Here is a 22,181-nt window from a genome sequence, read left to right as displayed (position 1 = left end):
TAAGATTTATTTATGTACCCGTAACATAATCATAACTTAAGAACAGATTTTTGAACTCAAAAATTGTGTAGATTCGAGCGTTTTTATACCTAATACTGATGCACTTGATGAAAAATAAAATAAATTATTTTTTGGTTGTTTCTACACTTTTATTTGTGGTTTCCTGTAAGAAAGCTAATGATACGGTTCCAGTTCCTGAGCCTGTTAATCCTACAGAAATAGATAAGACAGAAGTAATAACCTGGAAATTCGATTCCTTTATTGTTGATGATCTTAACGTTAAACAAGTTTTTCCAGGAGCAATCTTCACCATCAGGGAGAATGGGAACGATCTTGAAGTAGTGTCGTTAAAAGATAAATATACCCCGTTGCCCATTACTGCTTCTACTTCTCTTGTTGGTGAGATCAACAACAGTTTTAAAGATGTTCCGTCCTCAGAAAAGATTGCTGCTTATGCCAAAAGCCTGCCGATTAAAAATGATAATGAAAGTCTGGCCTATTCGGAAGATGAATTTAAGGATTATAATGTATTAAAGTATTATTTATCGAACAACGATGATGTAAAATCAGTATTTGAAAAAATTGGAATTACAACATCTACAAGGATCACCAAAAAACATGCTGCATATTTTTTCTCCAACCATATTAAGTTTTCACTTGATATGAACTTGCCCACTAAAACCGAATTATTATCCATAGCGGATGTAGAAAAGATAAACACCACAAATAATGCATACTATATTAATAGTGTGATGTATGGAAATAATACTTTAATCTTAGCCGAAGCTGATACCGATTATGCCATCCTAAAAAATGCGCTAAAAGCCCTGCTTTTAAAACAGGAATTAACACCCGCACAAATTCAATCCTTAAGCACAGCAAAAGTTACTTTTTATGCCAGGGGAGGAAGCGAAAAGTCTTTTATCAAGATTGCTAAAGGCTCAGAAGAGATAAAAGCTGCAAACAAAGAATTTGAAATATTTAACAATACAGCCATTTCTTATCCCATTTCATATTCGCTACACTCGGTAAAAAATTTCACCTTGTTTAAACATGAAATAAAGGTTAATATGATTCATTAGTAAATGCACCAATGGCCAGGTTTAGGAGCTAATTATTTTAGCGTCTGCATTTTTTCTATTTCATATCGCTGATAAGTTTGCGCCAATCTTCTTTTGATTTTAGCAATCAATATTCTTGGAGCAAGCACTTTAACGCATTCTCCAAAACCCAGAATTTCACGCTCCAGTTCATAGTTTAATACGACATCAATCCTGAAGGTGGTAGTTTTTTCATTCTTATTTAATACAACCTGAGAATGATGTAAGGGTTTAGTTACCACATATGGTGCATGGTCATTGGTAAATTCGAGAATTACTTTTTGTGCACGGTCACGTTCGCTCTTGCTTACGCCAATTAAATCTTCATAATAGCGATCGAAATCTACCCCTTTGTAAGCAACAAATTCTTCGTTGGGCAGTTCTTGAAATTCTATTATCCTATCTAAGGCAAGGTTCAGGATTCCAGCTCGTTTTTTTGCTTTACAGATCAAAAACCACCTGTTTCTATATTCCTTTAACAGATACGGATAATAAATGCCCTGTTGAGCCTGCTGCGCCTTGAAAGATTTATATTCGATCAGTAGTGAACGCTTATTTAAAACCGCCTGGTATAATGGCGGAATGCAGTCTAATCCTTTAACCAGTTTATTGCTTTCCAACTGGATGTGATTGCCACTTTGCTTGGTTGATTTGTTAAGGTTATTCTCCAATCGTGCAATCATATCACTCATTTCATCGAAATAATTAAAAGCATTAAACTGCTTCAATACCCCAACAATCTCCTTCATTTTATCCACGTCGGCATTATTGATCGGTGCTTTGGTAATGCTGAAAGCCGGATCTTCGTAAGCATAAAATCGTTTGTCTTTCACTACAATTGGAGCATTATAGCCCAGTTTATCACTCCGCATCAGTTGAATATCAGCCTGGATAGTTCTTTTGCTTACCCCTGATGTGATACCCTCCAATTCGTATAAGGTTTCTGATACTTTTTCGATAATATCTTCTAATGTCCATTTACGGAACCGGTTTCTTAAACAATCATCGATGGTTTTGTAACGGATCAGTGCCAGTTTATTTACAGCCATTTTGGAGTGGATTTGGGTTTCTGCTAAAAATCTGTTGATTTCGCTGATCTAAATATAAGAAAGAGTTTTACTACTACGCAATACATTTGCGTAGTTTATGATTAAAAGAGCTATTCTACGCAATAAATAAAATTTATTAATTTAATTATCAAACACTTAAAAATGATCTACTAAATATTTTTATCTACGCAAATGTAGCGCGTAGTAGTGGTGGCATCTTTGTAATGTCGCCAGTCGATAAAGTTCTTTGAGAAATATTAATCATCATATATAAGATATCCCGAAAGGGATGGCAATACTAAATAATGACTATCCATAGTTGCGGGTTTCGAAACAGCCCCAAAGTATTCACGCTTTTGCGCAGCATATTCTGATAGAAATTATGATAGATTGTCTAAAACACGTTGTGTGTCGTGGGTTCGAATCCCACTTCCGGGAAATCGGAATAGCTCAGGGGTTAGCGTAACAACCAAACATGCAGGTTCGAATCCTGCTTCCAAATACCACTTGGAATAGCAAAATGGTAATGCAATGGATTTAGGTTCCATCTAAAAGAAGGGCAACTTTTCAAAACGCCCACCAGAATAAGCGTTGTAAAACCGCATTTGGCTTAAGGATTAATTTCAATCTTAAAGCAAATTCGTCTTTCGCTTTGTAAGTAAAAATGATGAAAGAACTAATTTAAAAATCAGCAAGAAACGGCAAACGAAATCTTTAGATAGCGTAACTGCAAAGCTCAATTCTATTTTTAAAAACATCAGGATTCTTTTTACTTCCGCAAAAAACAAATGAATGCGCTTTTACAATGCTTAATAAAACGCAAAAAATTAATAGTTATAAATCTAAACATCAAAAGACATGAAAAGAGTAACCATTAACACCAATTATGTTGGATTGGTGTTTAAAAAAGGAAAATTAAAAAACGTATTAACTGCAGGAACTTACTGGTTAGGTTTTGGCGAAGACATTACCGTATACGACATGGGTAAGGAATATTGCTTCACCATTGCAGAGTTAGAAGTTTTGTTAATGAACAATGACTTTGTAAACTTAGTGCATGTTGTTGAAGTAGCTGATAATGAGTTGGCTTTGGTTTACAGAAATAACAATTTTAAAAGTGTATTAACCGCAGGTAAACATGCCATCTGGAAAGGTTTATCAGAATACAACTTTGTTAAGGTAAACATCAGCAACATTAATATTGACGAAACAATTGATAAAAACTTATTGGACAAAGCACCATTAATAAATTACATCAGGGCCAACAAAGTAGAATCATACGAAAAAGGATTGTTATTTATCGATGGAAAATTTGAAAAAATAGTGGGTGCAGGAAACTATTTGTACTGGAAAAATGCCACTACAATTCATGTTTTAAAAACTGATATGAGACAATTGAACATGGAAATTCTTGGACAAGAAATCTTAACAAAAGATAAAGCACAATTGAGGGTAAACTTCAGCATTCAGTATAAAGTTGATGATATCATCAGGGCGTTATTGGAGAACAAGGAATTCGAAAAACAATTGTACATCACCATGCAACTGGCATTAAGAGAATCTATTGGCCTTATGACTTTTGACGAATTGATGGAAAGCAAGGAAAAAATTGCTGAAATGGTAATGGCCACCACATTGGATAAGGTTGAAAGCTTAGGTGTTAAATTGACCAACTGTGGTGTTAAAGACATTGTTTTACCAGGTGATGTGAAGGAGATTATGAACCAGGTTTTGGTTGCCGAAAAAAGAGCACAAGCCAATATCATTACCCGAAGAGAAGAAACGGCCTCGACCAGAAGTTTGTTGAATACTGCCAAATTAATGGAAGACAATAGCATGTTGTATAAGTTGAAAGAGATGGAATACGTAGAGAAAATCGCAGAGAAAATCAATAACATCAGCTTATCTGGCAGCGGACAAATTGTAGATCAGTTGAAACAGATTTTCGTGAAATAAACTAAATTTAAAAACCCCTCGGTTAGGTGAATGTTGCCTGCCGGGGATTAATGTAGAAAAAAATGAACAGCAACATCACAGGTAATAACCTGATCGAAATAGGTTATACCGAAGGAAAAATAGTAGGCTTAGCATTAGCTATCGTGAAAGAAAATTTTGCGGATATTGAAGAAAAAGAATTATTGGCCTTATTTAAGAAAGTAAAAGATTATCCGGAAAGTTTTTTGGATGATGAAATATTGAACATTTTGGCAACAGCCGTGATTGAGGAAGCCAATGTGCCAAAAGATGAAACCATCGAACTGGTAAACCATGTTAAACCCTACGCGGTATTTGGTCCTGATTACATTGAAGAAGGCGCAAGAAACCAAATGGATATTGCCATGAAATTACCGGTTACGGTTGCAGGTGCATTAATGCCTGATGCCCACCAAGGTTATGGTTTGCCCATCGGTGGCGTATTGGCTACGAGAAATGCGATTATTCCTTATGGAGTAGGTGTAGATATTGGGTGCCGGATGGCTTTGAGTATTTTTGATATTCCCGAAAAACATTATTTCGGTAAAGATGCCATGTACAAACGCGAATTAATTGCCTTCACCAAATTTGGTGCCGGTCAAAATTTTAAAGGTAATGAAAAAGCAGATCATGAGGTTTTAGAGAACGGGGCTTTCAACAGCATTCCTTTCCTGAAAAACCTGCATGGAAAAGCCTGGGCACAATTGGGTACTTCGGGTGGTGGAAATCACTTTGTGGAATGGGGGATCATTGACTTCGCAGAACGAGATGAAATTTTAAACATTGATAAAGGCCGTTATGTGGCTTTATTAACGCATTCAGGTTCACGAGGCCTTGGCGCAACAATTGCTGGTCATTATACTAAACTGGCTAAAGAGATCTGTAAATTGCCCAAGGAGGCTGTAAATCTGGCTTACCTTGACTTAAACACTTCCGAAGGACAAGAATATTGGATTGCCATGAATTTAGCCGGCGATTATGCATCAGCCTGTCATGAAGTGATCCATAAAAGGTTGACTAAAGCCATTGGTGCCAAAGTTTTGGCCAAAGTAGAAAACCATCATAATTTTGCCTGGAAAGAAATGCTTGATGGCGAAGAAGTAATTGTTCACCGAAAAGGTGCAACGCCTGCCGGTAAAGGCGTGATGGGGATCATCCCGGGAAGTATGACTGCACCAGGATTTTTAGTTAGGGGAAAAGGTGAAGTGAATGCCATCAATTCTGCTTCGCATGGTGCAGGTAGACAAATGAGCCGAACAAAAGCGATTCAATCGATTACGAAATCGGAGATGAAGGCCATTTTGAAAGACCATCATGTCACTTTAATCGGCGCAGGTTTAGATGAGGCACCAATGGCCTATAAAGACATTGACAAAGTGATGGCAGCACAAACTGAACTGGTTGATGTTATCGCTAAATTCGAGCCTAAAATGGTGAGAATGGCTGATGATGGAAGCAGGGAGGATTAGCGTGGAGTGTTGAGTCTTTAGTCCAAAGTCCTTAGTCTTCAGTCAAATCGTTATTGCTTCGTCCCTCAGCATTGACTATTATTTACAAAAGTCTTACGACAATAAAAAACCTCTTCAAAATTAATTGAAGAGGTTTTTTTATCTATTTATAATCTTATTTCAATTTACTCAATGCCGCTTTAATCCTTGGCAACATATCTTTAATATCCTGCAAAGTACAAGCACCAACTGAAGCCCTGAACCAAGGCATACTATCTGCATTTCCGAAGGCAGAAAAAGGAACCAAAGCTGCGCCAGCTTCTTTGATCAGGTAGAAATTCACATCTGCACTGTCTTTTAAAACCTGACCATCTTCAGTGGTTTTTCCGATATAGTCGATTTTAATGGTTAAATAAATGGCACCCATTGGCTCTACAGCCTCCACATTAAAGCCTTCATTCTTTAATTCGTTAAAGCCATTATAAAGCGCATTCAAACTATCCTGAATCTGGCTCTTAAAACTGGTTAAGAAAGTATCAACCTGTACTTTATTATTAAAGTAATTTGACATAGCCACCTGCTCAGCCTTAGGTGCCCAGGCACCCATGTGCCCAACCAATGCTTTCATCCTGTTGATAATATCTTCCGGACCAAAACCCCAGCCTACACGCACGCCGGTTGCAGCTAAACACTTAGAACTGCCATCCACAAATACCGTAAACTCACGCATCGCCGGACGTAAAGAAACCGGATTTACATGGGCTTTGCCAAAAGTTAAAAGGGAATAAATCTGATCGTACATTAAATACAATGGCTTTTCATCAGCTCCGCGACTTGCATTTTCTTCCAAAATAACATCACAGATTTCAGCTAAAGAATCACCATCGAACATCGTTCCAGTCGGGTTCAAAGGGGAACATAAAGCCAATAAAGTTGCTCCTTTTAAATGCGGTTTTAATTGTGCAGCTGTTGGCATAAAATTATGCGCAGCATCAGTTTCTACAGCAATAGTTTTAGCCGAAGTTAAGTGGCAATAGTGATTGTTATTCCAGGAGGGTGCCGGAAAAACAACGGTATCTCCCGGATCGATTAAGGCTAAATAAGTTGCATAAATTAACGGACGGGAACCGCCTGAAACCAAAATACTGTTAGTATTGTATTCCAATCCGAATCTATCTTTCAGTAATTCAGAAACGGTTTCGCGTAATTGTAAAACGCCATCTGCAGGAGGATAGTTAGTTTGATTTGCATGGTATGCATCTACAATTCCGGCTTTCAATTCGCTTGGTATCGGGTAAATATTCGAATCGAAATCACCGATGGTTAAGTTAGCGATTGAAGCGCCTTTGCGTTTCATTTCGTTAACTTCATTGCCAATTTTTATAATTTCTGAGCCAATTAATGCACTGGCTAATACTGAAACTTTCATATTATGCTATTAAATCTTCTATTGCTTTATTCACTTTTTCAAAACCAAACTGAGCTAAAACCTGCTGCATTGCTGCCGTAATCTGCTCGTTACAAAGGTTGCCAATACTGCCTTCATGTGTATGTTTGATCTCACTTGATGGTGCAAAGGTACCATTTTCAATCTGTTCGCCTACAATTTTATATGCTTCCCTGAATGGAACCCCCTGCAACGCCAGTTCATTAACCACCTCTACACTAAACAGATAATCGTATTTTTTATCTTTTAAGATGTCATCCTTGATGGTGATGTTTTGAAACATAAATGTAGCGATCTCCAAACATTCATTCAGGGAAGTAATGGCTGGAAAAAGATTTTCTTTCAGCAATTGTAAATCTCGGTGATAACCTGATGGCAAATTGGTGATCATCATGGCAATTTCATTGGGCAAAGCCTGTATTTTATTGCAACGTGAACGAATCAGTTCAAAAACATCCGGATTTTTCTTGTGCGGCATAATACTCGAACCTGTAGTCAGTTCTGCCGGAAAACTAATGAAACTGAAATTCTGGTTGATGAATAAACATACATCCATTGCCATTTTGGCCAAAGTAGCCGCAATGGAACTCATGGCCTGTGCCAAAATTCTTTCTGTTTTTCCACGCCCCATCTGCGCATAAACCACATTGTAGTTTAAACTTTCGAATCCTAATAATTCAGTCGTTAAAGTTCTGTTTAATGGGAATGACGAACCATAACCAGCGGCAGAACCCAATGGATTTTTATTGGTAATTTTCCAGGCAGCAAGCATCAGTTCAAGATCATCGGCAAGGCTTTCCGCGTAGGCACCAAACCATAGTCCGAATGATGATGGCATGGCAATCTGCAAATGCGTGTAGCCTGGCATCAATTTATCTTGGTGTGCATTACTTAATTCAATTAATTGGTTAAACAAGATTGATGTCTGATTGACCATATCTTCAATACAAGCCCTGAAAAATAGCTTTAAATCAACCAGAACCTGATCATTACGTGAGCGTCCGCTGTGGATTTTCTTTCCTGCCTCACCAATTCGCTGCGTAAGCAACCATTCTACCTGCGAATGAACATCCTCTACGGTATCTTCAATAGTGAAATTTCCAGCCTCAATTTCAGCATAAATATTTTTCAATTCCTGCTGAACGGTTTTTAATTCATCAGCAGTAAGCAGGTTAATGGTTTCCAACATTTGCGTATGGGCCAGAGAGCCCAACACATCAAATTTTGCCATTTGTAGATCCAGTTCACGGTCTTTTCCAACCGTAAAGGTTTCTACAAATTTATTTACGTCTGTATTTTTTTGCCAGATTTTCATTTTAAATCTATTTAACCGCAAAGGGCACTAAGTTTTTTCGCAAAGTGCGCCAAGCTATTTTATAATTTTAGCACAGAGTTCATGAAGTTTTTCAGAGAACACAAGGCTATTTTTACCACAAAGACACTAAGCACAAAGGTTTTTAAATCTTTTAAAAGATAAAGGGGCATTTAAGTTTCGCATCTGAACCTTACGCCTTAAACCCTCAACCTTCAATAACCGGTTTTAACATATTCACATATCCTTCCACACCTTCTGCTACTTCCCTCACATACAAAAACTCATCAGCCATGTGCGAGCGGCCAGAAAAACCTGGTCCGCATTTTACAGATGGAATATCTAATAAAGCCTGATCGGATGTTGTTGGCGAACCATAAGTAGTTTTACCCAATGCCACACCAGCCTGAACTACAGGATGGTTTTTATCGATTGATGATGGCTTTAAACGGATAGATCGTGGTGTAACATCACAATCTACATTGGCCCGGATAATTTCTAAAACTTCTTCGTTGGTATATGCATCAGTCACCCGGACATCTACTGTAAAAGTACAATTTGCCGGAACCACATTATGCTGCGAACCCGCATTGATAATCGTAACCGACATTTTCAGCGGACCAAAAACCTCAGAGACTTTCGGGAACTGATAATTCCTGAACCATTCGATAGCTGCCAATGCTTTGTAAATGGCATTTTCGCCTTCTTCACGTGCCGCATGACCTGCTTTGCCATGAGAAACACAATCCAATACTAATAATCCACGTTCAGCAATGGCTAAATTCATTTCTGTCGGTTCACCCACAATTCCGAATTCCAATTCACCTAAATCAGGCAGAACCAATTCTAATCCGTTATTACCGGAAATTTCTTCTTCCGCCGTTGCGGCCAAACAGATGTTATATTTTAAATTTTCCTGTTCATAGTAATATAAAAACGTACCGATTAAGGAAACCAGGCAACCACCAGCATCATTACTGCCCAAGCCGAATAATTTATCTCCTTCAATGGCTGCATCGTAAGGATCACGGGTATAACCAGAATTTGGCTTTACCGTATCATGATGGGAATTGAGCAACAGTGTTGGTTTCTTCGCATCAAAATGTTTGTTATATGCCCAAACATTATTCATTTTGCGGTGGGTTTTAATGCCCCGCTCATCCAAAAACTGCGCAATTAAATTAGCCGTTCTATCTTCTTCTTTACTAAAAGACTGGATACGAATCAATTGACGCAATAAATCCAGACTTTCCTTTTGTATATTTTCTAATGACATAGTATCAAGTAATGAGTATCAGGTATCAAGACAATTTTCATCTTAACATGCATGATACTTTTTATTTTGCTTTCAGCTTTAGTCTTTCTGCTTTTAGCTTTCCTTGGTATATAAATTCCCGGCTTTTAAGGCCGAAAGTTTAATTCCCTTTATTAATGATGAGCTAAAACCATTGTGTTCCATTTCGTTTAAACCGGCAATGGTACAACCTTTCGGCGAAGTTACTTTATCTATTTCTGATTCCGGGTGTGTACCATGCAATAAAAGTAAATCGGCCGCTCCTTTTGCCGTTTGAACAGCCATTTTAAGTGCTTCATCGGCATGGAAACCAATTTCTACGCCGCCCTGCGATGCTGCCCGGATCGCCCTTAAAAAAAATGCAATCCCACAGGCACAAAGTGCGGTAGCAGAAGTCATTAAATCTTCGTTTATTTTAACTACCGAGCCTACGGTTTCAAACATTTTGGTCACATCCGAAATATTTTCAGCCGAGGCATTATCACTGGCCATGCAAGTCATCGATTGTCCGATGGCAATTGCCGTGTTTGGCATTACACGAATCACTTCTACATCCTCACCCAGTTTCGCTCGAACCGCAGCACAGCTGACACCGGAAATTACAGAAATAACCAAATGTTTAGCCGAATCTATCGCCGCATTGATTTCATCTAAAACGGTGTTTAACTGTTGCGGCAAAACGGCGAGGATGACAACATTAGCTTTGGAAACAGCCTCTTTATTATTATTGCTCACTACAAATCCAGCTTCGGCGAAAGATTTTAAATGATCAATATTTCTACGGGTAAGTGTAATATCGCCCGCTTGAGCAAAGTCGGCCTTTACCAAACCTTTAGCTAAAGATAAACCTATATTTCCGCTACCAATGATGGCTATTTTTTTTGTCATGATTCCTAATTTTCCTGCGGGTTGATTACACAGATGATTTGATTACACAGATTTATATATTTTTTGAAAAGCAATTTCAGCAATTCTATTGATGTTCAGTCCTGCTATTCGTTACAAGTCCCGATGAAAAACCGGGAGCTTTCCACTACTATCAGGTTTAAATGGCAAAAGCAGAATTCATCGGTTTCTTTTCCTTTCTAATCCCAAAACCTTCAGCCTTTCTTCTCTACCTTTACTTCAGCATTTTGGTGCCAAACGTTCCATCAGCCAGTTCTGCTAATTCATCGGCTTTACCAATATAAACGGCAGAAACACCTTTTTTAATGGCCTCGAAAGCATTGTGCAATTTTGGAATCATTCCGCCCTGCACAGTTCCATCAGCTTTAAGTCCTTCAAATTCATCTGCTTTGATTTCTCTAACTACAGAATCATCATCATTTACATCTTTCAATACACCTTTTTTCTCGAAGCAATATACCAAACGCGTTTCGTATAAAGCCGACATGGCTACCGCAACCGATGATGCAATGGTATCGGCATTGGTATTTAACAGTTGGGTTTCTCCATCATGTGTAATGGCACATAAAACAGGAACCAATCCGGCTTGCAATAATTTACTTAAGGTTTCGGCAGAGACAGATTTTTCATCCAAATCACCTACAAAACCATAATCGATCTCTTTCACAGGACGTTTTTTTGCTTGAATGATATTTCCATCCGCACCGGTTAAACCAATGGCATTGCTACCCTTGGCCTGCAACTGGGCAACCATATTTTTATTAATTAATCCTGCATAGACCATGGTAACAATTCGCAAGGTTTCAATATCGGTAATCCGGCGACCATCCACCATTTTCGCTTCGATGCCTAAACTTTCGCCCAGTTCTGTTGCGATTTTGCCACCACCATGAACCAGGATTTTATCGCCTGGCAAAGCGGTAAAATCCAGCAAAAACTGATGTAAGTTTGCGGAGTGATCGATGACGTTTCCACCAATTTTAATGATGGTCAGTTGCTTATTGTTCATTTCTATAAAAAATTTCAGAAAGTTGATGCAATTTTTCTGCAAGCAGTTTTTCATCAATCAACTTGGTTTCATAATCGGCAATGAGTGCTGGCTCTCTTCAATGCCTTTTGTTTTTGACAGTATTAACAGATGATGTGTCCAGTTTATTTTTGATAATATCCTTTTGCAAAAAGTAAAAATACTGCTTTCTAATTGTGTCACCACTGGTGACACTTCTAAGTTGTGATCAGCTTGCAATTTGTCAACAGTGTCGAAACAATTTGCTCATCGCTATAAACATCATAAAATTGTTTCATTCTATAAAGTCCGCGGCGGTTAAATCCCTTTAAAAGTGGTTGCTTTTCAGCGATATAATCTGCCAGATCATTTACTATTCCATCACCCCAATTTCCAGCCAATACTTTTTCAGAAACAATTTTTCCAATATTAAAATACAACATTACCAACTCGGCGTTTGCCTTACTGTAGGCCCTGTTCCGTGCATCGTTGATCATGATAATCACCTGATGGAAATCGGATAAAGTACTTGTAATTGGCTTAGTCATGTATAAAAATAATTATAATTTTTATGATCGTAAGCTGTCTTCCTGATAAGTTGCAGGTTATAGGCCTTCAAATCGTAACAGATTATTTCAATTCTTCCAGCATCGATTTAATTACAGCTTGTGCGGCCCATAAACGGTTACCAGCTTCGTGAATGACTAATGAATTTGGTCCATCTAAGATTTCAGATGATAATTCCAAATCTCTGCGAACAGGTAAACAATGCATCACTTTCGCATCATTGGTGAATTTTAGCTTTTCATTGTCCATCATCCAGCCTTCAGGATAATTTAATACTTGACCATATTCCTGATAGCTGCTCCAGTTTTTTACATATACATAATCTGCTCCGGCCAATGCCGCCTCTATATTATACTGAATATCGGCACCTTTGGTAAAACCTGCTGAAAGTTCATAACCTTCAGGTTGAGCAATGGTAAAATCGATCATTCCTTCCTCCTGTGCCTGACACATCCATTCAGCAAAAGAATTTGGCACAGCCTGTGGCAAGGCCTTTACATGAGGTGCCCAGGCTAAAACGACCTTTGGTTTACGTCCATCAGGTTTGTTCGTCCAGGTCTCGTGAATGGTAATGATATCAGCAAAGCTCTGTAGAGGATGGCGTGTAGCACTTTCTAAACTTACCACAGGAACTCCACAATATTTCACGAATTTATTAAAGAAATCTTCGCTATAATCTTCTTCACGATTATTTAGTTTAGGGAAAGATCGCAAGCCTAGAATATCGCAATATTGACCCATTACGGCAGCAGCTTCGCGGATGTGCTCCACGGTTGAGCCATTCATCACCACACCGTCCTGTGTTTCTAAAGCCCAGCCTTCTTTATCCAGATTCATCACCATCACATTCATCCCTAAATTTAAAGCAGCCTTTTGGGTACTTAAACGGGTGCGCAGACTTGGGTTCATGAAAACCAAACCCAGGGTCTTGTTTTTACCTAAATCCTGATGCGCATAAGGATTTGCCTTTAAGGCAAGCGCATCATTTACAAACTGCTTGATGCTTGGAACATCGTGCACGGAAGTGAAAAGTTTCATTTTAAAACGTTGTAAGTAGTAAGTTATACGTTATAAGTTTCGTATTCCTCATCCAAAATAATTTATAAATAGAGTCCTGTGTACTTAAAACGTACTACTTAGAACTTAAAACTAAAGCAAACGCTTCCAAAAATTCATCAGCATGTGCCTTGGTTAAATTCAAAGCCGGCAATAAGCGAATTACATTCGGCTTTGCTTCGCCGGTAAAAATATAGTGGGTGAATAATAACTCTTTTTTAACATGGGCAAGCTCGGCTGGCAATTCAATACCAATCATTAATCCACGACCGCGAACTTCAACTACCTGTTCAATTTTTTTTAATTCTGTAATTAAGTAATTTCCGATTTCTTCGGCGTTTTTCATGAGGTTATCTTGCTCCATCACCTCTAAAACGGCTAATGCTGCTGCACAGGCCAGGTGATTACCACCAAAAGTGGTACCTAATTCTCCATGCCATGGTTTAAACTTAGCGGCAATTGAAATTCCTGCTACCGGAAATCCATTCCCCATTCCTTTGGCCATGGTGTAAACATCGGCTTCAACCCCGGCATAATCGTGTGAATAAAATAAACCAGTTCTGCCATAACCACACTGAACGGAATCGGCAATGTAAACCGAATTGTATTTATCACAAAGCGTACGGATTTTCTGCAAGAAACTTTTTGAAGCTTCCTTAATTCCACCTACACCCTGAATACCTTCAATAATTACGGCCGAAATTTCATTGCCTTGCGCTTTGAAAGTTTCTTCTAAAGCAACCTCGTTATTAAAAGGTAAAAAGATTACGTTTTCCGTCTGGTTAACCGGCGCAACAATTTTCGGATTATCAGTTACCGATACGGCCAATGATGTACGTCCGTGGAAAGCACCGGTGAAAGCAATCACTTTCTTTCTGCCGTTGTAAAATGAGGCTAATTTTAGCGCATTTTCGTTGGCTTCTGCTCCTGAATTCACCAAAAACAATTGGTAATCTTTCTTACCAGAAACCTGGCCCAATTTTTCTGCCAGCTGTACCTGTAAAGGAATTTTAACTGAATTGGAGTAAAAACCAACTTTGTTTAACTGCTCAGTTAAGCGATTAACATAATGCGGATGGGTGTGACCAATGGAAATCACGGCATGGCCACCATATAGATCTAAATATTTTTGTTCATTAGCATCCCAAACATTGCTGCCGGCTGCTTTGGTAATTTCTATATCGTTAAGAGGATAAACGTCGAATAAGTTCATTGTTTGAGTTATGAGTTGTACGTTTTAAGTTATAGGTTTTGGCGCTTAGTTCTAACTTTCAAAATTAAACTGATAAGCATTGCCTTAACTTCATTAATACTATTTGATAAAATTGTAAATTGTTCTTCAGCTAGGTAGTCTAAATCTTTAGATAAAATCAAAAAGTATTCAGTCTCATTTGCTGAACCTAAAGAAATATTTAAAAAATTTGCCAAATCTGCCTGTGAATTTTTCCCACAGCCTTCGGCAATATTAGCTGGTATTGATGCCGATGCCCGCCGGAGTTGATTGGTAAGACTATACACTTCTTCTTTTGGGAAGCTCGCACTAATCTTATAAATACTAAGTGTAAGCTGGTGGGCTTTATCCCATACTTTTAAATCTTTAAAATTTTGCATACACTTATTACTTAAAACTTATAACGTATCACTAAAAATAGGCCGCTTTCAATTTAAGCCCTGCTGTTTCTTCCAGTCCGAACATTAGGTTCATATTCTGAACCGCTTGTCCGCTGGCACCTTTTAAGAGGTTATCAATAATGCTGATGATAAATAATTTATCGCCGTGTTTCTCTACGTGAACCAGCGCTTTATTGGTATTGACCACCTGTTTTAAATCGATATTTCGCCGGCTTACATGCGTGAAAGGATGGCTACTGTAATATTCTTCAAAAATGCTTTGTGCTTCTTCCAAAGTTAAATCACTTTCCAGATACATGGAAGCTAAAATACCTCTGGTAAATGCACCACGCTGCGGAATAAAACTCAAAAGATCTGTTAGTGATGGCTGCAACTGCAACAAACTTTCACCAATCTCATTCAGGTGTTGATGCTCAAAAGCTTTGTAGATAGATAAATTATTATTTCTCCAGCTAAAGTGTGAAGTAGCATTTAAGCCTTGACCAGCGCCTGTTGAACCGGTAGTCGCATTGATATGAACTTCACTATTGATTAAACCTTTTGCAGCCAGAGGTAATAAACCTAACTGGATACAAGTGGCAAAACAGCCAGGATTTGCAATGTTTTTGGCAGATTTTATTGCTTCGCGATTAAGTTCGGGTAAACCGTATGTGAAGTCTTTAGTCGGGAGTCCGGAGTCTGGATTCGAAAAAATGGCATTTGCAGTTAATCTGAAATCCTGAGATAAATCAATGATTTTAATACTTTCCTTGATTGGATTGGCTGCTAAAAACTTTTTTGCATCACCATGGCCAACACATAAAAACAATACGTCAATATCTTGTGGAATATCACTTACAAATTTTAGATCTGTATCTCCGATTAAATCAGTGTGTACATCAGAAACTAGGTTTCCGGCATTGCTGGTACTATTGACGAAAGCAATCTCAACATTTGGGTGGTTAACCAGAATACGAAGCATTTCACCACCAGTGTAACCCGCACCGCCAATTATTCCTGCTTTTATTTTCATATTTAAAAAGGTTTAGGGTTTGAGGCCTAAGGTTTAAGGTTTAAATGCTAATGTAGCCTTAAACCCTCTGCCTTGCGCCTTTGAGGCTACGCCTCGTTATTAACTTTATGCCAGATCATGACCTGGTTACCAAAGATTTTAGAGAAGCCTTTCACATCTTCTCCGCTCCAGGCATTGTTCATTTCGCCGTAGCTACCAAATTTATTGCTCATTAAATCGTGGTTCGATTCGATACCAATAATCTGGAAACGGTAAGGCAACAACTCCAAAAATACCTTGCCGCTTACTACCTTTTGCGTATCGGTTAAGAAAGCTTCAATATTCCGCATGATTGGATCGTGGAACTGACCTTCATGTAACCAATTGCCGTAAAAAGATGACAATTGCTCTTTCCAGCTTAACTGCCATTTGGTTAAAGTGTGTTTTTCTAAAGTGTGGTGAGCTTTAATAATTAATACTGGTGCCGCAGCTTCGAAACCCACACGACCTTTAATCCCGATGATGGTATCGCCAACATGTATATCGCGACCAATTCCAAAGGGTTGAGCAATGGCCTGTAATTTTTGAATCGCGCTTACAGGTGCCAATGTTTCACCATCAATGGCAACCAGTTCACCTTTTTCGAAAGTTAATTCAATTTTGCGTGCTTCCGTTTCCGAAACCTGCGTTGGCCAGGCACTTTCGGGTAAAGTTTCGTGAGAGGTTAAAGTTTCCTTCCCACCTACTGAAGTGCCCCATAAACCTTTATTAATGGAATATCTGGCTTTTTCTGCACTGTATTCCACACCATGTTCTGCTAAATATTCTATTTCCGCTTCACGGGATAATTTTAAATCTCTAATAGGTGTAATGATTTCAACTCCAGGGATCAGGATATTAAAAATCATATCAAAACGTACCTGGTCATTACCTGCACCAGTACTTCCGTGCGCCACATAATCTGCACCCACTTTTTTAACATAGTTGGCAATTGCCGTAGCCTGACTTACACGTTCTGCACTTACGGAAAGCGGGTAAGTTGCATTTTTCAATACATTACCAAAAATCAGGTATTTAATGCAGTCGTTGTAATAACTTTCTGTTTCATCTACTACGGCATGTGAAGCAACACCTAAAGCATAAGCTCTTTTCTCAATCTCCTGCAATTCTTCCTCAGAAAAACCACCGGTATTTACAATAACTGAATGAACTTCCAAGCCACGATCCTGTGCTAAATAAATACAACAAAATGAGGTATCAAGACCTCCGCTAAAAGCTAAAACAACTTTCTTTTTCATTATTTATGAAATAATAGGGTAAATAAAAACATCAAGGCCTTGAACCCGGATTTGGGTTTCGGTTTTACAACTAAACGTTGCTTGATGCGCATGAAGCGCTCATATAATTTAGGTTTCTTTTGTAATTCTTCTGCAAATCTTTTGGCCGCATCATGTTTCTGCGTAGCAGGATCATATAACATGGCCGTGCACATGCAGTTTTTACGTTCCTTCATTTTCAGGATCTCAAAGTTCACGCAACTCTGACAGCCTTTCCAGAATTCCTCATCCTGTGTTAACTCAGAATAGGTAACCGGTTCGTAACCCAGGTCGGAATTAATTTTCATTACGGCCAAACCAGTGGTTAACCCGAAAATTTTTGCTTTGGGATACAAACTTCTGGAAAGGTCAAAAACCTTTTCCTTAATGGCGTGCGCTAAACCTGCCTTCCTGAATTTAGGAGAAACAATTAACCCGGAGTTTGCCACAAACTGACCATGGCTCCACGTTTCTATATAGCAAAAGCCGGCCCATGTACCATCTTTATGAAAAGCAATCACGGCCTTGCCTTCGATCATTTTACCAGCAACATAGTCTGGAGAACGCTTGGCGATACCGGTGCCACGTGCTTTTGCAGACTCAGCCATCTCAGTTACAATTTCTTCTGCAAATACACGATGTTCAGGAAGTGCAACCTGCACTATAAATTCGTTAATATCCATTCGTTTTCTAACGAAAAATTATAAGTATTCTTGTTAATTGGGTTTTTAGAGAGGATCAATTCCTCATAACGTTTAGTGGAGGTACTAAATACGTGGCGTGAAATTTTGCCGGCTTGTGGGATAATAAAATACAGGCTGAAAACGATTAATAAACAAACTCTTTCCAAACGCCAGTTGCGCGGAGAAAGCAGAAAGTTTATGTAAAAATTGTTTAATCATTTCAGGCGTATTAAAACGGCTATAACTCTATTGAGGTGCAAAGGTTTAAATAATAATCGAGTTACACAATATTTTTTGAATTTTTTACAATAATTGTAAAAATTAAAGCCCCTGAGTTGGGGCCTTAATTTTATTTTTTTGTTAATCCGACTGAAACTCTTGTTCCATCTACGAAAAAATTTAGCTTTTTAGGTGAGGTGCCTGCAGGCAAGCTAAATTTCCATACGGCTTCTGATGAAGCCTCCGGCTCAGGCTCGGTATTACCGCTCTCTTTATTTCCGGGAACCGCTGTACCATTATCCAATTCAAGTCTGGCATCAGCGGCAGAAACAGAGAAATATTTCTTAGCATCGAGGGTACTTTTATTGGTAACCTGCAGTTTAACAGTAAGTTCAGCACCTGTAGATTTACCATCCGCATCCTGCAATTCTACTGCAGTTGCTTCAGTTACCTTAACCAATGCTTCCTTGCTTTTGCCTAAAACAGCACTATCAGGTGTGATACTAAAGCTACTGCCTGCCGGTGCATTTTCTTGCTTCTCCGGTACAGTTACAACCGTTTCTGTCTTGGTAATGGTGGTATCAGCAGGTTTGTCCTTTTGAGAACTTCCACATGAAGCCATCACCAGTGTACCTAAGCAGATGCAGATTAATTTTGAGCTGTTTTTAATCATTTTAATAAATTTAGTGGTTAAACAAAATTATAATTGACATTTAATATTAAGATTACTAAATAGTTAAGTAAACCTCAGTTGAACAACTAATCATTTATTTTGTTTTTGAAAGAAGCGAGCAATAAACTGCCTCAATATTTAATTTCACTAAATTTATTTTTACGGTTATTTAATTAGAAACCCCACTCATATTAATTAGAAACCCCACTCATACAGAAAGGCAATTCCATATGAAATTGCCTTTCCGTTTAATTGAATTTACATACTATTTTTTTGTTACATCAGGAAATTTCACCTGTATTACATATGTTCCTTCAAGCTTTAATTGCCATGACCACCGGGGATTTACAGAGAATGTTCCGAGAGATGCAGGAAAACCATCAACGGTGACAAAGTTACTTGGGATCCTGTAATACATTAAAAAGCCCCAATCTGTTGTTGGCGTAACATATTTGGTCAGTGGGAAAGGCGCTACCTCAAAATCACAAATCATGGCTGTATCAGTCTTTATAACCGGATTAAACTTTGCATAATTTTCAAAAATAGGCCGATCTCCTCTTTGTATGATTTCGCCTGCCTTAGGGTTAAAAACCTTTCCATTTTTATCAACCATTTTTAATATCGCCCTTGCACCATTATTAGAGATTTTAGTACAGGTAATAATGGGATTTTTCATAGGCGTTGCCACACCTGTAACATCGTGAAATGCATTCGAAACATTATCCGTAACCACAAATAAATCATCGCCTTCAGGGTCTACAACATTTATCGTTGCCAATTTTGGAAAAAGCTTTGTTCCGGTAACGTTTGTCATTTCAACATCAAAAACATACTTGCCCAATGGTAAATTTGCTGAAGCCCTATTGAATGTGAGTTGTCCGCTGTTTTCGTTGAAATACATGGGTAATCTTTTAACCGTTTCTCTTTTCTTGTTCAACAAATCAACAGTCACATCCTTTTCTGCATCGAAACTGGTACCCTCCTTAAACACCAGAATTTCATAGGCTTTAGAAAATTCTACCGGTGCAGGAGAACCGTCTTCTTTTCTGAGGTTTACCATTTTATAGGTAAATGGCGGCGTAGAGCCATCTGCATTAATCCTGTCAGACTGAAAAAGTATCAGGCCTCGTTTAGCATAAATATCGTTGTCTTTATAGCGAATGGCATTACTTTGAAAACCTTTCTCAATTTTTGAGCAGGAATAAATACTCAGTAAAAACAGTATGCCTAAAATATATTTAATTTTCATGATTGAATATTTTATGGTTTAATTCCCTAACGATTGTCCATTAAAAAACAACCTATGATTTCCGTTTAAAACATGAACAATTCCTGTTTTTGTGATAATACCGGAGGTCTGTACGTCTACCGCTTTGTCTTTTTGGTTATCCGGTATAGCATTCAGATCAGGTTCCGTATCATCGCGCGTACCTATCACTTTGGTATAGGTAACATAATCTATATAATTCAAATACTGGGTATATTCCAAAGTAGATCGTCTAAACTTAATTAAATATTGGACATTTGGAATGGCACCTAATAAGCTATTGTACAGCTTCCCGGCAAGGCTAATCTGATCCCTGTTTATTTTACCTGCAAACAGGTAAGTTTTTAATGAATCACTAAGTTCCTGAGCCGGAATATCTTTGATTCCGAAATCAAAATTTTCTTTACCGAGTTGAAGACTCTTTTGATATTTTTTCGCTTTTACATAATCTGCTATTCCATAATTTGTGGTAGCAAAGAAGGTAGCATCGCCATTTACAGCATCTTTCAAACCCGCCTTATCAATCACTTTCACTAATGAATCAAAATTGCGATTGGATTTTAGGTAGTCATAAGTGGTCATATCAACAAAAGGACTACTCTGCCCCCCATCTCGTTTATAGTCGTCTTTTTTACATGCCGACATGGCCAGTAAAACAATCGACATATATATTAAAATAGTATTTTTCATGATTTTTAATATAAAAATTAATTATTTACACCTTACCCAACCAATATGTAGTTTGCTTTAAGAATGGATTGTTCCTAAACAAAGCGGGATCTACAGGCCAGTAAAAACCTTCTTTTTTAAATCTGTCTTCCGGTAGCCAGTCTACGATGAACCCATACCTTCTGGTGCGTAGCAAATCATAAAACAGGTGTCCTTCGAGATACATTTCCCGTCCGCGTTCGATAATGTATTCATCCATGACATCGCTTACAGACAAGCCGTTATCTACCAACACAGGATTGGGATCATTCCTTCTTCTGAATGTATTGATAATTGAAGTAGCCGTGGCGGCATCTCCCTTATACAGTGCGATTTCAGCTTTTAGCAATCTCATATCACCTAACCTGAAGATTATGATGTTATTGCTTAAATATGGATTTAACTTTTGCCCCGGATTTCTGTATGTCACATTGGAATATTTCAGACACACGGGCTTATCCGGCAGGGTTACATCAAAGCCTTTGGTGTATCTGATATCAGTAGTTGTAGAAAAATGATCTTTCAGATACCTGGGCACCACAAAGTACCTTGGATTATTACCGTTTCCTTTTACATAGCTTTCGTTTAAAAAGCCCCCACCTATTGAACTATTAGAACCTTCCAACGTATTCTCGCTTATATTGATTTCAAAAATACCTTCTGAAGAACGACCTATAAAAGTATTCTTATAATTGGCCGTATCAGTTAAAGTATAGCCACCACGATTGATTAGTGTGTTAATCGTAGTATCTGCGCTATTTACATCAACCAGGTTGGGCGTGTCTGAACTAACATTGGACATGGTGGCCCGCCATAAATACAAATGGGCTAAAAGTGCATATGCAGCTCCTTTGTTAGCTGTAACTTTCGCATCGCCACTGTTTTCATAAGTCCAGGTCAGCAAATTAATGGCTTTATGACAATCATCTTCAATGAGTTTCATTACCTCTGCCTTTGGCTTTCTGGGAAGTTGAGGTGCATTAAGTGGATCTTCGTATGCTTCGGTAACAATTGGCAGATCGCCCCAAACCCTTACCATCATAAAATAACTTAATGCCCTTAAAAAATAAGCCTGGCCTAAAGTGTTATTTCTAAATGCAACAGCATCATTTTCCGCCGATAATTGGGCGTCGGTCATCGCCGCTACTTTTAACAATATGGTGTTCGACATCGCTATACTTTTATAGTAAAGCGTGTAATTGGCTAATGAGTTTAGGTTATACTGAAAGGTAAAATCGCCGGTTTGTATCCCCTCAAGCCCATCCCCACTATACTGAATGGTAAAATAATTTTTAGCAATTGCATCTCCATACATGTAATAGCGGTTATTTTTATTCGTAATTGCACCACGGAACAATGCGTAATTACCCGCCATGGCACTCCTTACATCTTTAGAAGTTTTCCAGAAAGTTTGCTCATATGGTGCATCTTTTGGTTCTTCATAAAGGAATTTTTTACAGGCACTGGTACTCAAGATCAAGGTTAGAGCACATAATATGCTAAGTTTTGTACGTAAATTTTTCATGTGAATGG

General features: G+C 38.2%; 20 protein-coding genes. 3 read left to right on the top strand and 17 right to left on the bottom strand.

Translation table 11 applies throughout. The features are described 5' to 3' along the window. Positions 1–107: 107 nt before the first annotated feature. Positions 108–1,082, top strand: coding sequence for a thiol-activated cytolysin family protein (locus CBW18_RS17155; RefSeq protein WP_088302553.1), 975 nt, complete (start codon positions 108–110; stop codon positions 1,080–1,082). A gap of 32 nt (positions 1,083–1,114) precedes the next feature. Here the strand turns inward: CBW18_RS17155 and CBW18_RS17150 are convergent, their stop codons facing one another. Next, on the bottom strand, positions 1,115–2,149 hold the full coding sequence (locus tag CBW18_RS17150; protein WP_088302552.1) for a YafY family protein: 1,035 nt from the start codon (positions 2,147–2,149) through the stop codon (positions 1,115–1,117). An 858-nt stretch (positions 2,150–3,007) separates the two neighbouring features. On the opposite strand from CBW18_RS17150, the gene CBW18_RS17145 reads away from it, so the two are divergent. Then, positions 3,008–4,105, top strand: a complete 1,098-nt coding sequence (locus tag CBW18_RS17145) for a slipin family protein (protein ID WP_088302551.1) — start codon at positions 3,008–3,010, stop codon at positions 4,103–4,105. Positions 4,106–4,167: 62 nt separating this feature from the next. Continuing rightward, a complete protein-coding gene (locus CBW18_RS17140; protein ID WP_088302550.1) occupies positions 4,168–5,592 on the top strand; it encodes an RtcB family protein in 1,425 nt (474 codons plus the stop codon). 154 nt (positions 5,593–5,746) lie between these two features. Here the strand turns inward: CBW18_RS17140 and CBW18_RS17135 are convergent, their stop codons facing one another. The 16 genes from CBW18_RS17135 to CBW18_RS17060 form a co-directional block, all read right to left on the bottom strand. After that, on the bottom strand, positions 5,747–7,000 hold the full coding sequence (locus CBW18_RS17135) for a pyridoxal phosphate-dependent aminotransferase (RefSeq protein WP_088302549.1): 1,254 nt from the start codon (positions 6,998–7,000) through the stop codon (positions 5,747–5,749). Position 7,001: 1 nt separating this feature from the next. Continuing rightward, positions 7,002–8,333 (bottom strand): argininosuccinate lyase, encoded by a 1,332-nt coding sequence (argH, locus tag CBW18_RS17130; RefSeq protein WP_088302548.1) that lies wholly within the window; start codon positions 8,331–8,333, stop codon positions 7,002–7,004. Between the two features lie 205 nt (positions 8,334–8,538). Then, a complete protein-coding gene (locus CBW18_RS17125) occupies positions 8,539–9,606 on the bottom strand; it encodes a M20 family metallo-hydrolase (RefSeq protein ID WP_088302547.1) in 1,068 nt (355 codons plus the stop codon). A gap of 93 nt (positions 9,607–9,699) precedes the next feature. Continuing rightward, the gene (proC, locus tag CBW18_RS17120) at positions 9,700–10,512 is read right to left on the bottom strand and encodes a pyrroline-5-carboxylate reductase (RefSeq protein ID WP_088302546.1); all 813 of its coding nucleotides are present in this window, start codon (positions 10,510–10,512) and stop codon (positions 9,700–9,702) included. 232 nt (positions 10,513–10,744) lie between these two features. Then, positions 10,745–11,539: an acetylglutamate kinase gene (argB, locus tag CBW18_RS17115; protein WP_088302604.1), complete on the bottom strand. Its 795-nt coding sequence runs from the start codon at positions 11,537–11,539 to the stop codon at positions 10,745–10,747. A 215-nt stretch (positions 11,540–11,754) separates the two neighbouring features. After that, complete coding sequence (locus CBW18_RS17110) at positions 11,755–12,084, bottom strand: DUF1016 N-terminal domain-containing protein (protein WP_088302545.1); 330 nt, start codon at positions 12,082–12,084, stop codon at positions 11,755–11,757. A gap of 82 nt (positions 12,085–12,166) precedes the next feature. Continuing rightward, a complete protein-coding gene (locus CBW18_RS17105) occupies positions 12,167–13,141 on the bottom strand; it encodes an acetylornithine carbamoyltransferase (RefSeq protein WP_088302544.1) in 975 nt (324 codons plus the stop codon). A gap of 94 nt (positions 13,142–13,235) precedes the next feature. Further along, positions 13,236–14,372, bottom strand: a complete 1,137-nt coding sequence (locus tag CBW18_RS17100; RefSeq protein WP_088302543.1) for an aspartate aminotransferase family protein — start codon at positions 14,370–14,372, stop codon at positions 13,236–13,238. Between the two features lie 29 nt (positions 14,373–14,401). Then, positions 14,402–14,770 (bottom strand): four helix bundle protein, encoded by a 369-nt coding sequence (locus CBW18_RS17095; RefSeq protein ID WP_088302542.1) that lies wholly within the window; start codon positions 14,768–14,770, stop codon positions 14,402–14,404. A 31-nt stretch (positions 14,771–14,801) separates the two neighbouring features. Next, complete coding sequence (argC, locus tag CBW18_RS17090; protein WP_088302541.1) at positions 14,802–15,803, bottom strand: N-acetyl-gamma-glutamyl-phosphate reductase; 1,002 nt, start codon at positions 15,801–15,803, stop codon at positions 14,802–14,804. An 86-nt stretch (positions 15,804–15,889) separates the two neighbouring features. Next, positions 15,890–17,080, bottom strand: a complete 1,191-nt coding sequence (argG, locus tag CBW18_RS17085; protein WP_088302540.1) for an argininosuccinate synthase — start codon at positions 17,078–17,080, stop codon at positions 15,890–15,892. Further along, positions 17,080–17,781: an N-acetyltransferase gene (locus tag CBW18_RS17080; protein WP_088302539.1), complete on the bottom strand. Its 702-nt coding sequence runs from the start codon at positions 17,779–17,781 to the stop codon at positions 17,080–17,082. Before CBW18_RS17080 ends, argG begins: the two co-directional genes overlap by 1 nt. Before the next feature lie 349 nt (positions 17,782–18,130). Then, a complete protein-coding gene (locus tag CBW18_RS17075; RefSeq protein ID WP_088302538.1) occupies positions 18,131–18,673 on the bottom strand; it encodes a hypothetical protein in 543 nt (180 codons plus the stop codon). 265 nt (positions 18,674–18,938) lie between these two features. Further along, on the bottom strand, positions 18,939–19,922 hold the full coding sequence (locus CBW18_RS17070; RefSeq protein WP_088302537.1) for a DUF5007 domain-containing protein: 984 nt from the start codon (positions 19,920–19,922) through the stop codon (positions 18,939–18,941). An 18-nt stretch (positions 19,923–19,940) separates the two neighbouring features. After that, positions 19,941–20,630 carry a hypothetical protein gene (locus CBW18_RS17065; RefSeq protein WP_140418703.1) on the bottom strand — a complete coding sequence of 230 codons (690 nt, stop codon included), beginning with the start codon at positions 20,628–20,630 and terminating at the stop codon, positions 19,941–19,943. A 25-nt stretch (positions 20,631–20,655) separates the two neighbouring features. Further along, positions 20,656–22,173 (bottom strand): RagB/SusD family nutrient uptake outer membrane protein, encoded by a 1,518-nt coding sequence (locus CBW18_RS17060; protein ID WP_088302535.1) that lies wholly within the window; start codon positions 22,171–22,173, stop codon positions 20,656–20,658. Positions 22,174–22,181 lie beyond the last annotated feature (8 nt).

Source organism: Pedobacter sp. AJM (genome assembly GCF_002197755.1).
Lineage (GTDB): Bacteria > Bacteroidota > Bacteroidia > Sphingobacteriales > Sphingobacteriaceae > Pedobacter.
The sequence above is the reverse complement of the archived record's forward strand: the minus strand, read 5'-3'. Positions and strand labels throughout refer to the sequence as shown.

Coding starts and splice junctions, on each gene's coding strand:
- CBW18_RS17155 (WP_088302553.1), top strand. CDS start 108: ATGAAAAATAAAATAAATTATTTTTTGGTTGTTTCTACACTTTTATTT.
- CBW18_RS17150 (WP_088302552.1), bottom strand. CDS start 2,149: ATGGCTGTAAATAAACTGGCACTGATCCGTTACAAAACCATCGATGAT.
- CBW18_RS17145 (WP_088302551.1), top strand. CDS start 3,008: ATGAAAAGAGTAACCATTAACACCAATTATGTTGGATTGGTGTTTAAA.
- CBW18_RS17140 (WP_088302550.1), top strand. CDS start 4,168: ATGAACAGCAACATCACAGGTAATAACCTGATCGAAATAGGTTATACC.
- CBW18_RS17135 (WP_088302549.1), bottom strand. CDS start 7,000: ATGAAAGTTTCAGTATTAGCCAGTGCATTAATTGGCTCAGAAATTATA.
- argH (WP_088302548.1), bottom strand. CDS start 8,333: ATGAAAATCTGGCAAAAAAATACAGACGTAAATAAATTTGTAGAAACC.
- CBW18_RS17125 (WP_088302547.1), bottom strand. CDS start 9,606: ATGTCATTAGAAAATATACAAAAGGAAAGTCTGGATTTATTGCGTCAA.
- proC (WP_088302546.1), bottom strand. CDS start 10,512: ATGACAAAAAAAATAGCCATCATTGGTAGCGGAAATATAGGTTTATCT.
- argB (WP_088302604.1), bottom strand. CDS start 11,539: ATGAACAATAAGCAACTGACCATCATTAAAATTGGTGGAAACGTCATC.
- CBW18_RS17110 (WP_088302545.1), bottom strand. CDS start 12,084: ATGACTAAGCCAATTACAAGTACTTTATCCGATTTCCATCAGGTGATT.
- CBW18_RS17105 (WP_088302544.1), bottom strand. CDS start 13,141: ATGAAACTTTTCACTTCCGTGCACGATGTTCCAAGCATCAAGCAGTTT.
- CBW18_RS17100 (WP_088302543.1), bottom strand. CDS start 14,372: ATGAACTTATTCGACGTTTATCCTCTTAACGATATAGAAATTACCAAA.
- CBW18_RS17095 (WP_088302542.1), bottom strand. CDS start 14,770: ATGCAAAATTTTAAAGATTTAAAAGTATGGGATAAAGCCCACCAGCTT.
- argC (WP_088302541.1), bottom strand. CDS start 15,803: ATGAAAATAAAAGCAGGAATAATTGGCGGTGCGGGTTACACTGGTGGT.
- argG (WP_088302540.1), bottom strand. CDS start 17,080: ATGAAAAAGAAAGTTGTTTTAGCTTTTAGCGGAGGTCTTGATACCTCA.
- CBW18_RS17080 (WP_088302539.1), bottom strand. CDS start 17,781: ATGGATATTAACGAATTTATAGTGCAGGTTGCACTTCCTGAACATCGT.
- CBW18_RS17075 (WP_088302538.1), bottom strand. CDS start 18,673: ATGATTAAAAACAGCTCAAAATTAATCTGCATCTGCTTAGGTACACTG.
- CBW18_RS17070 (WP_088302537.1), bottom strand. CDS start 19,922: ATGAAAATTAAATATATTTTAGGCATACTGTTTTTACTGAGTATTTAT.
- CBW18_RS17065 (WP_140418703.1), bottom strand. CDS start 20,630: ATGAAAAATACTATTTTAATATATATGTCGATTGTTTTACTGGCCATG.
- CBW18_RS17060 (WP_088302535.1), bottom strand. CDS start 22,173: ATGAAAAATTTACGTACAAAACTTAGCATATTATGTGCTCTAACCTTG.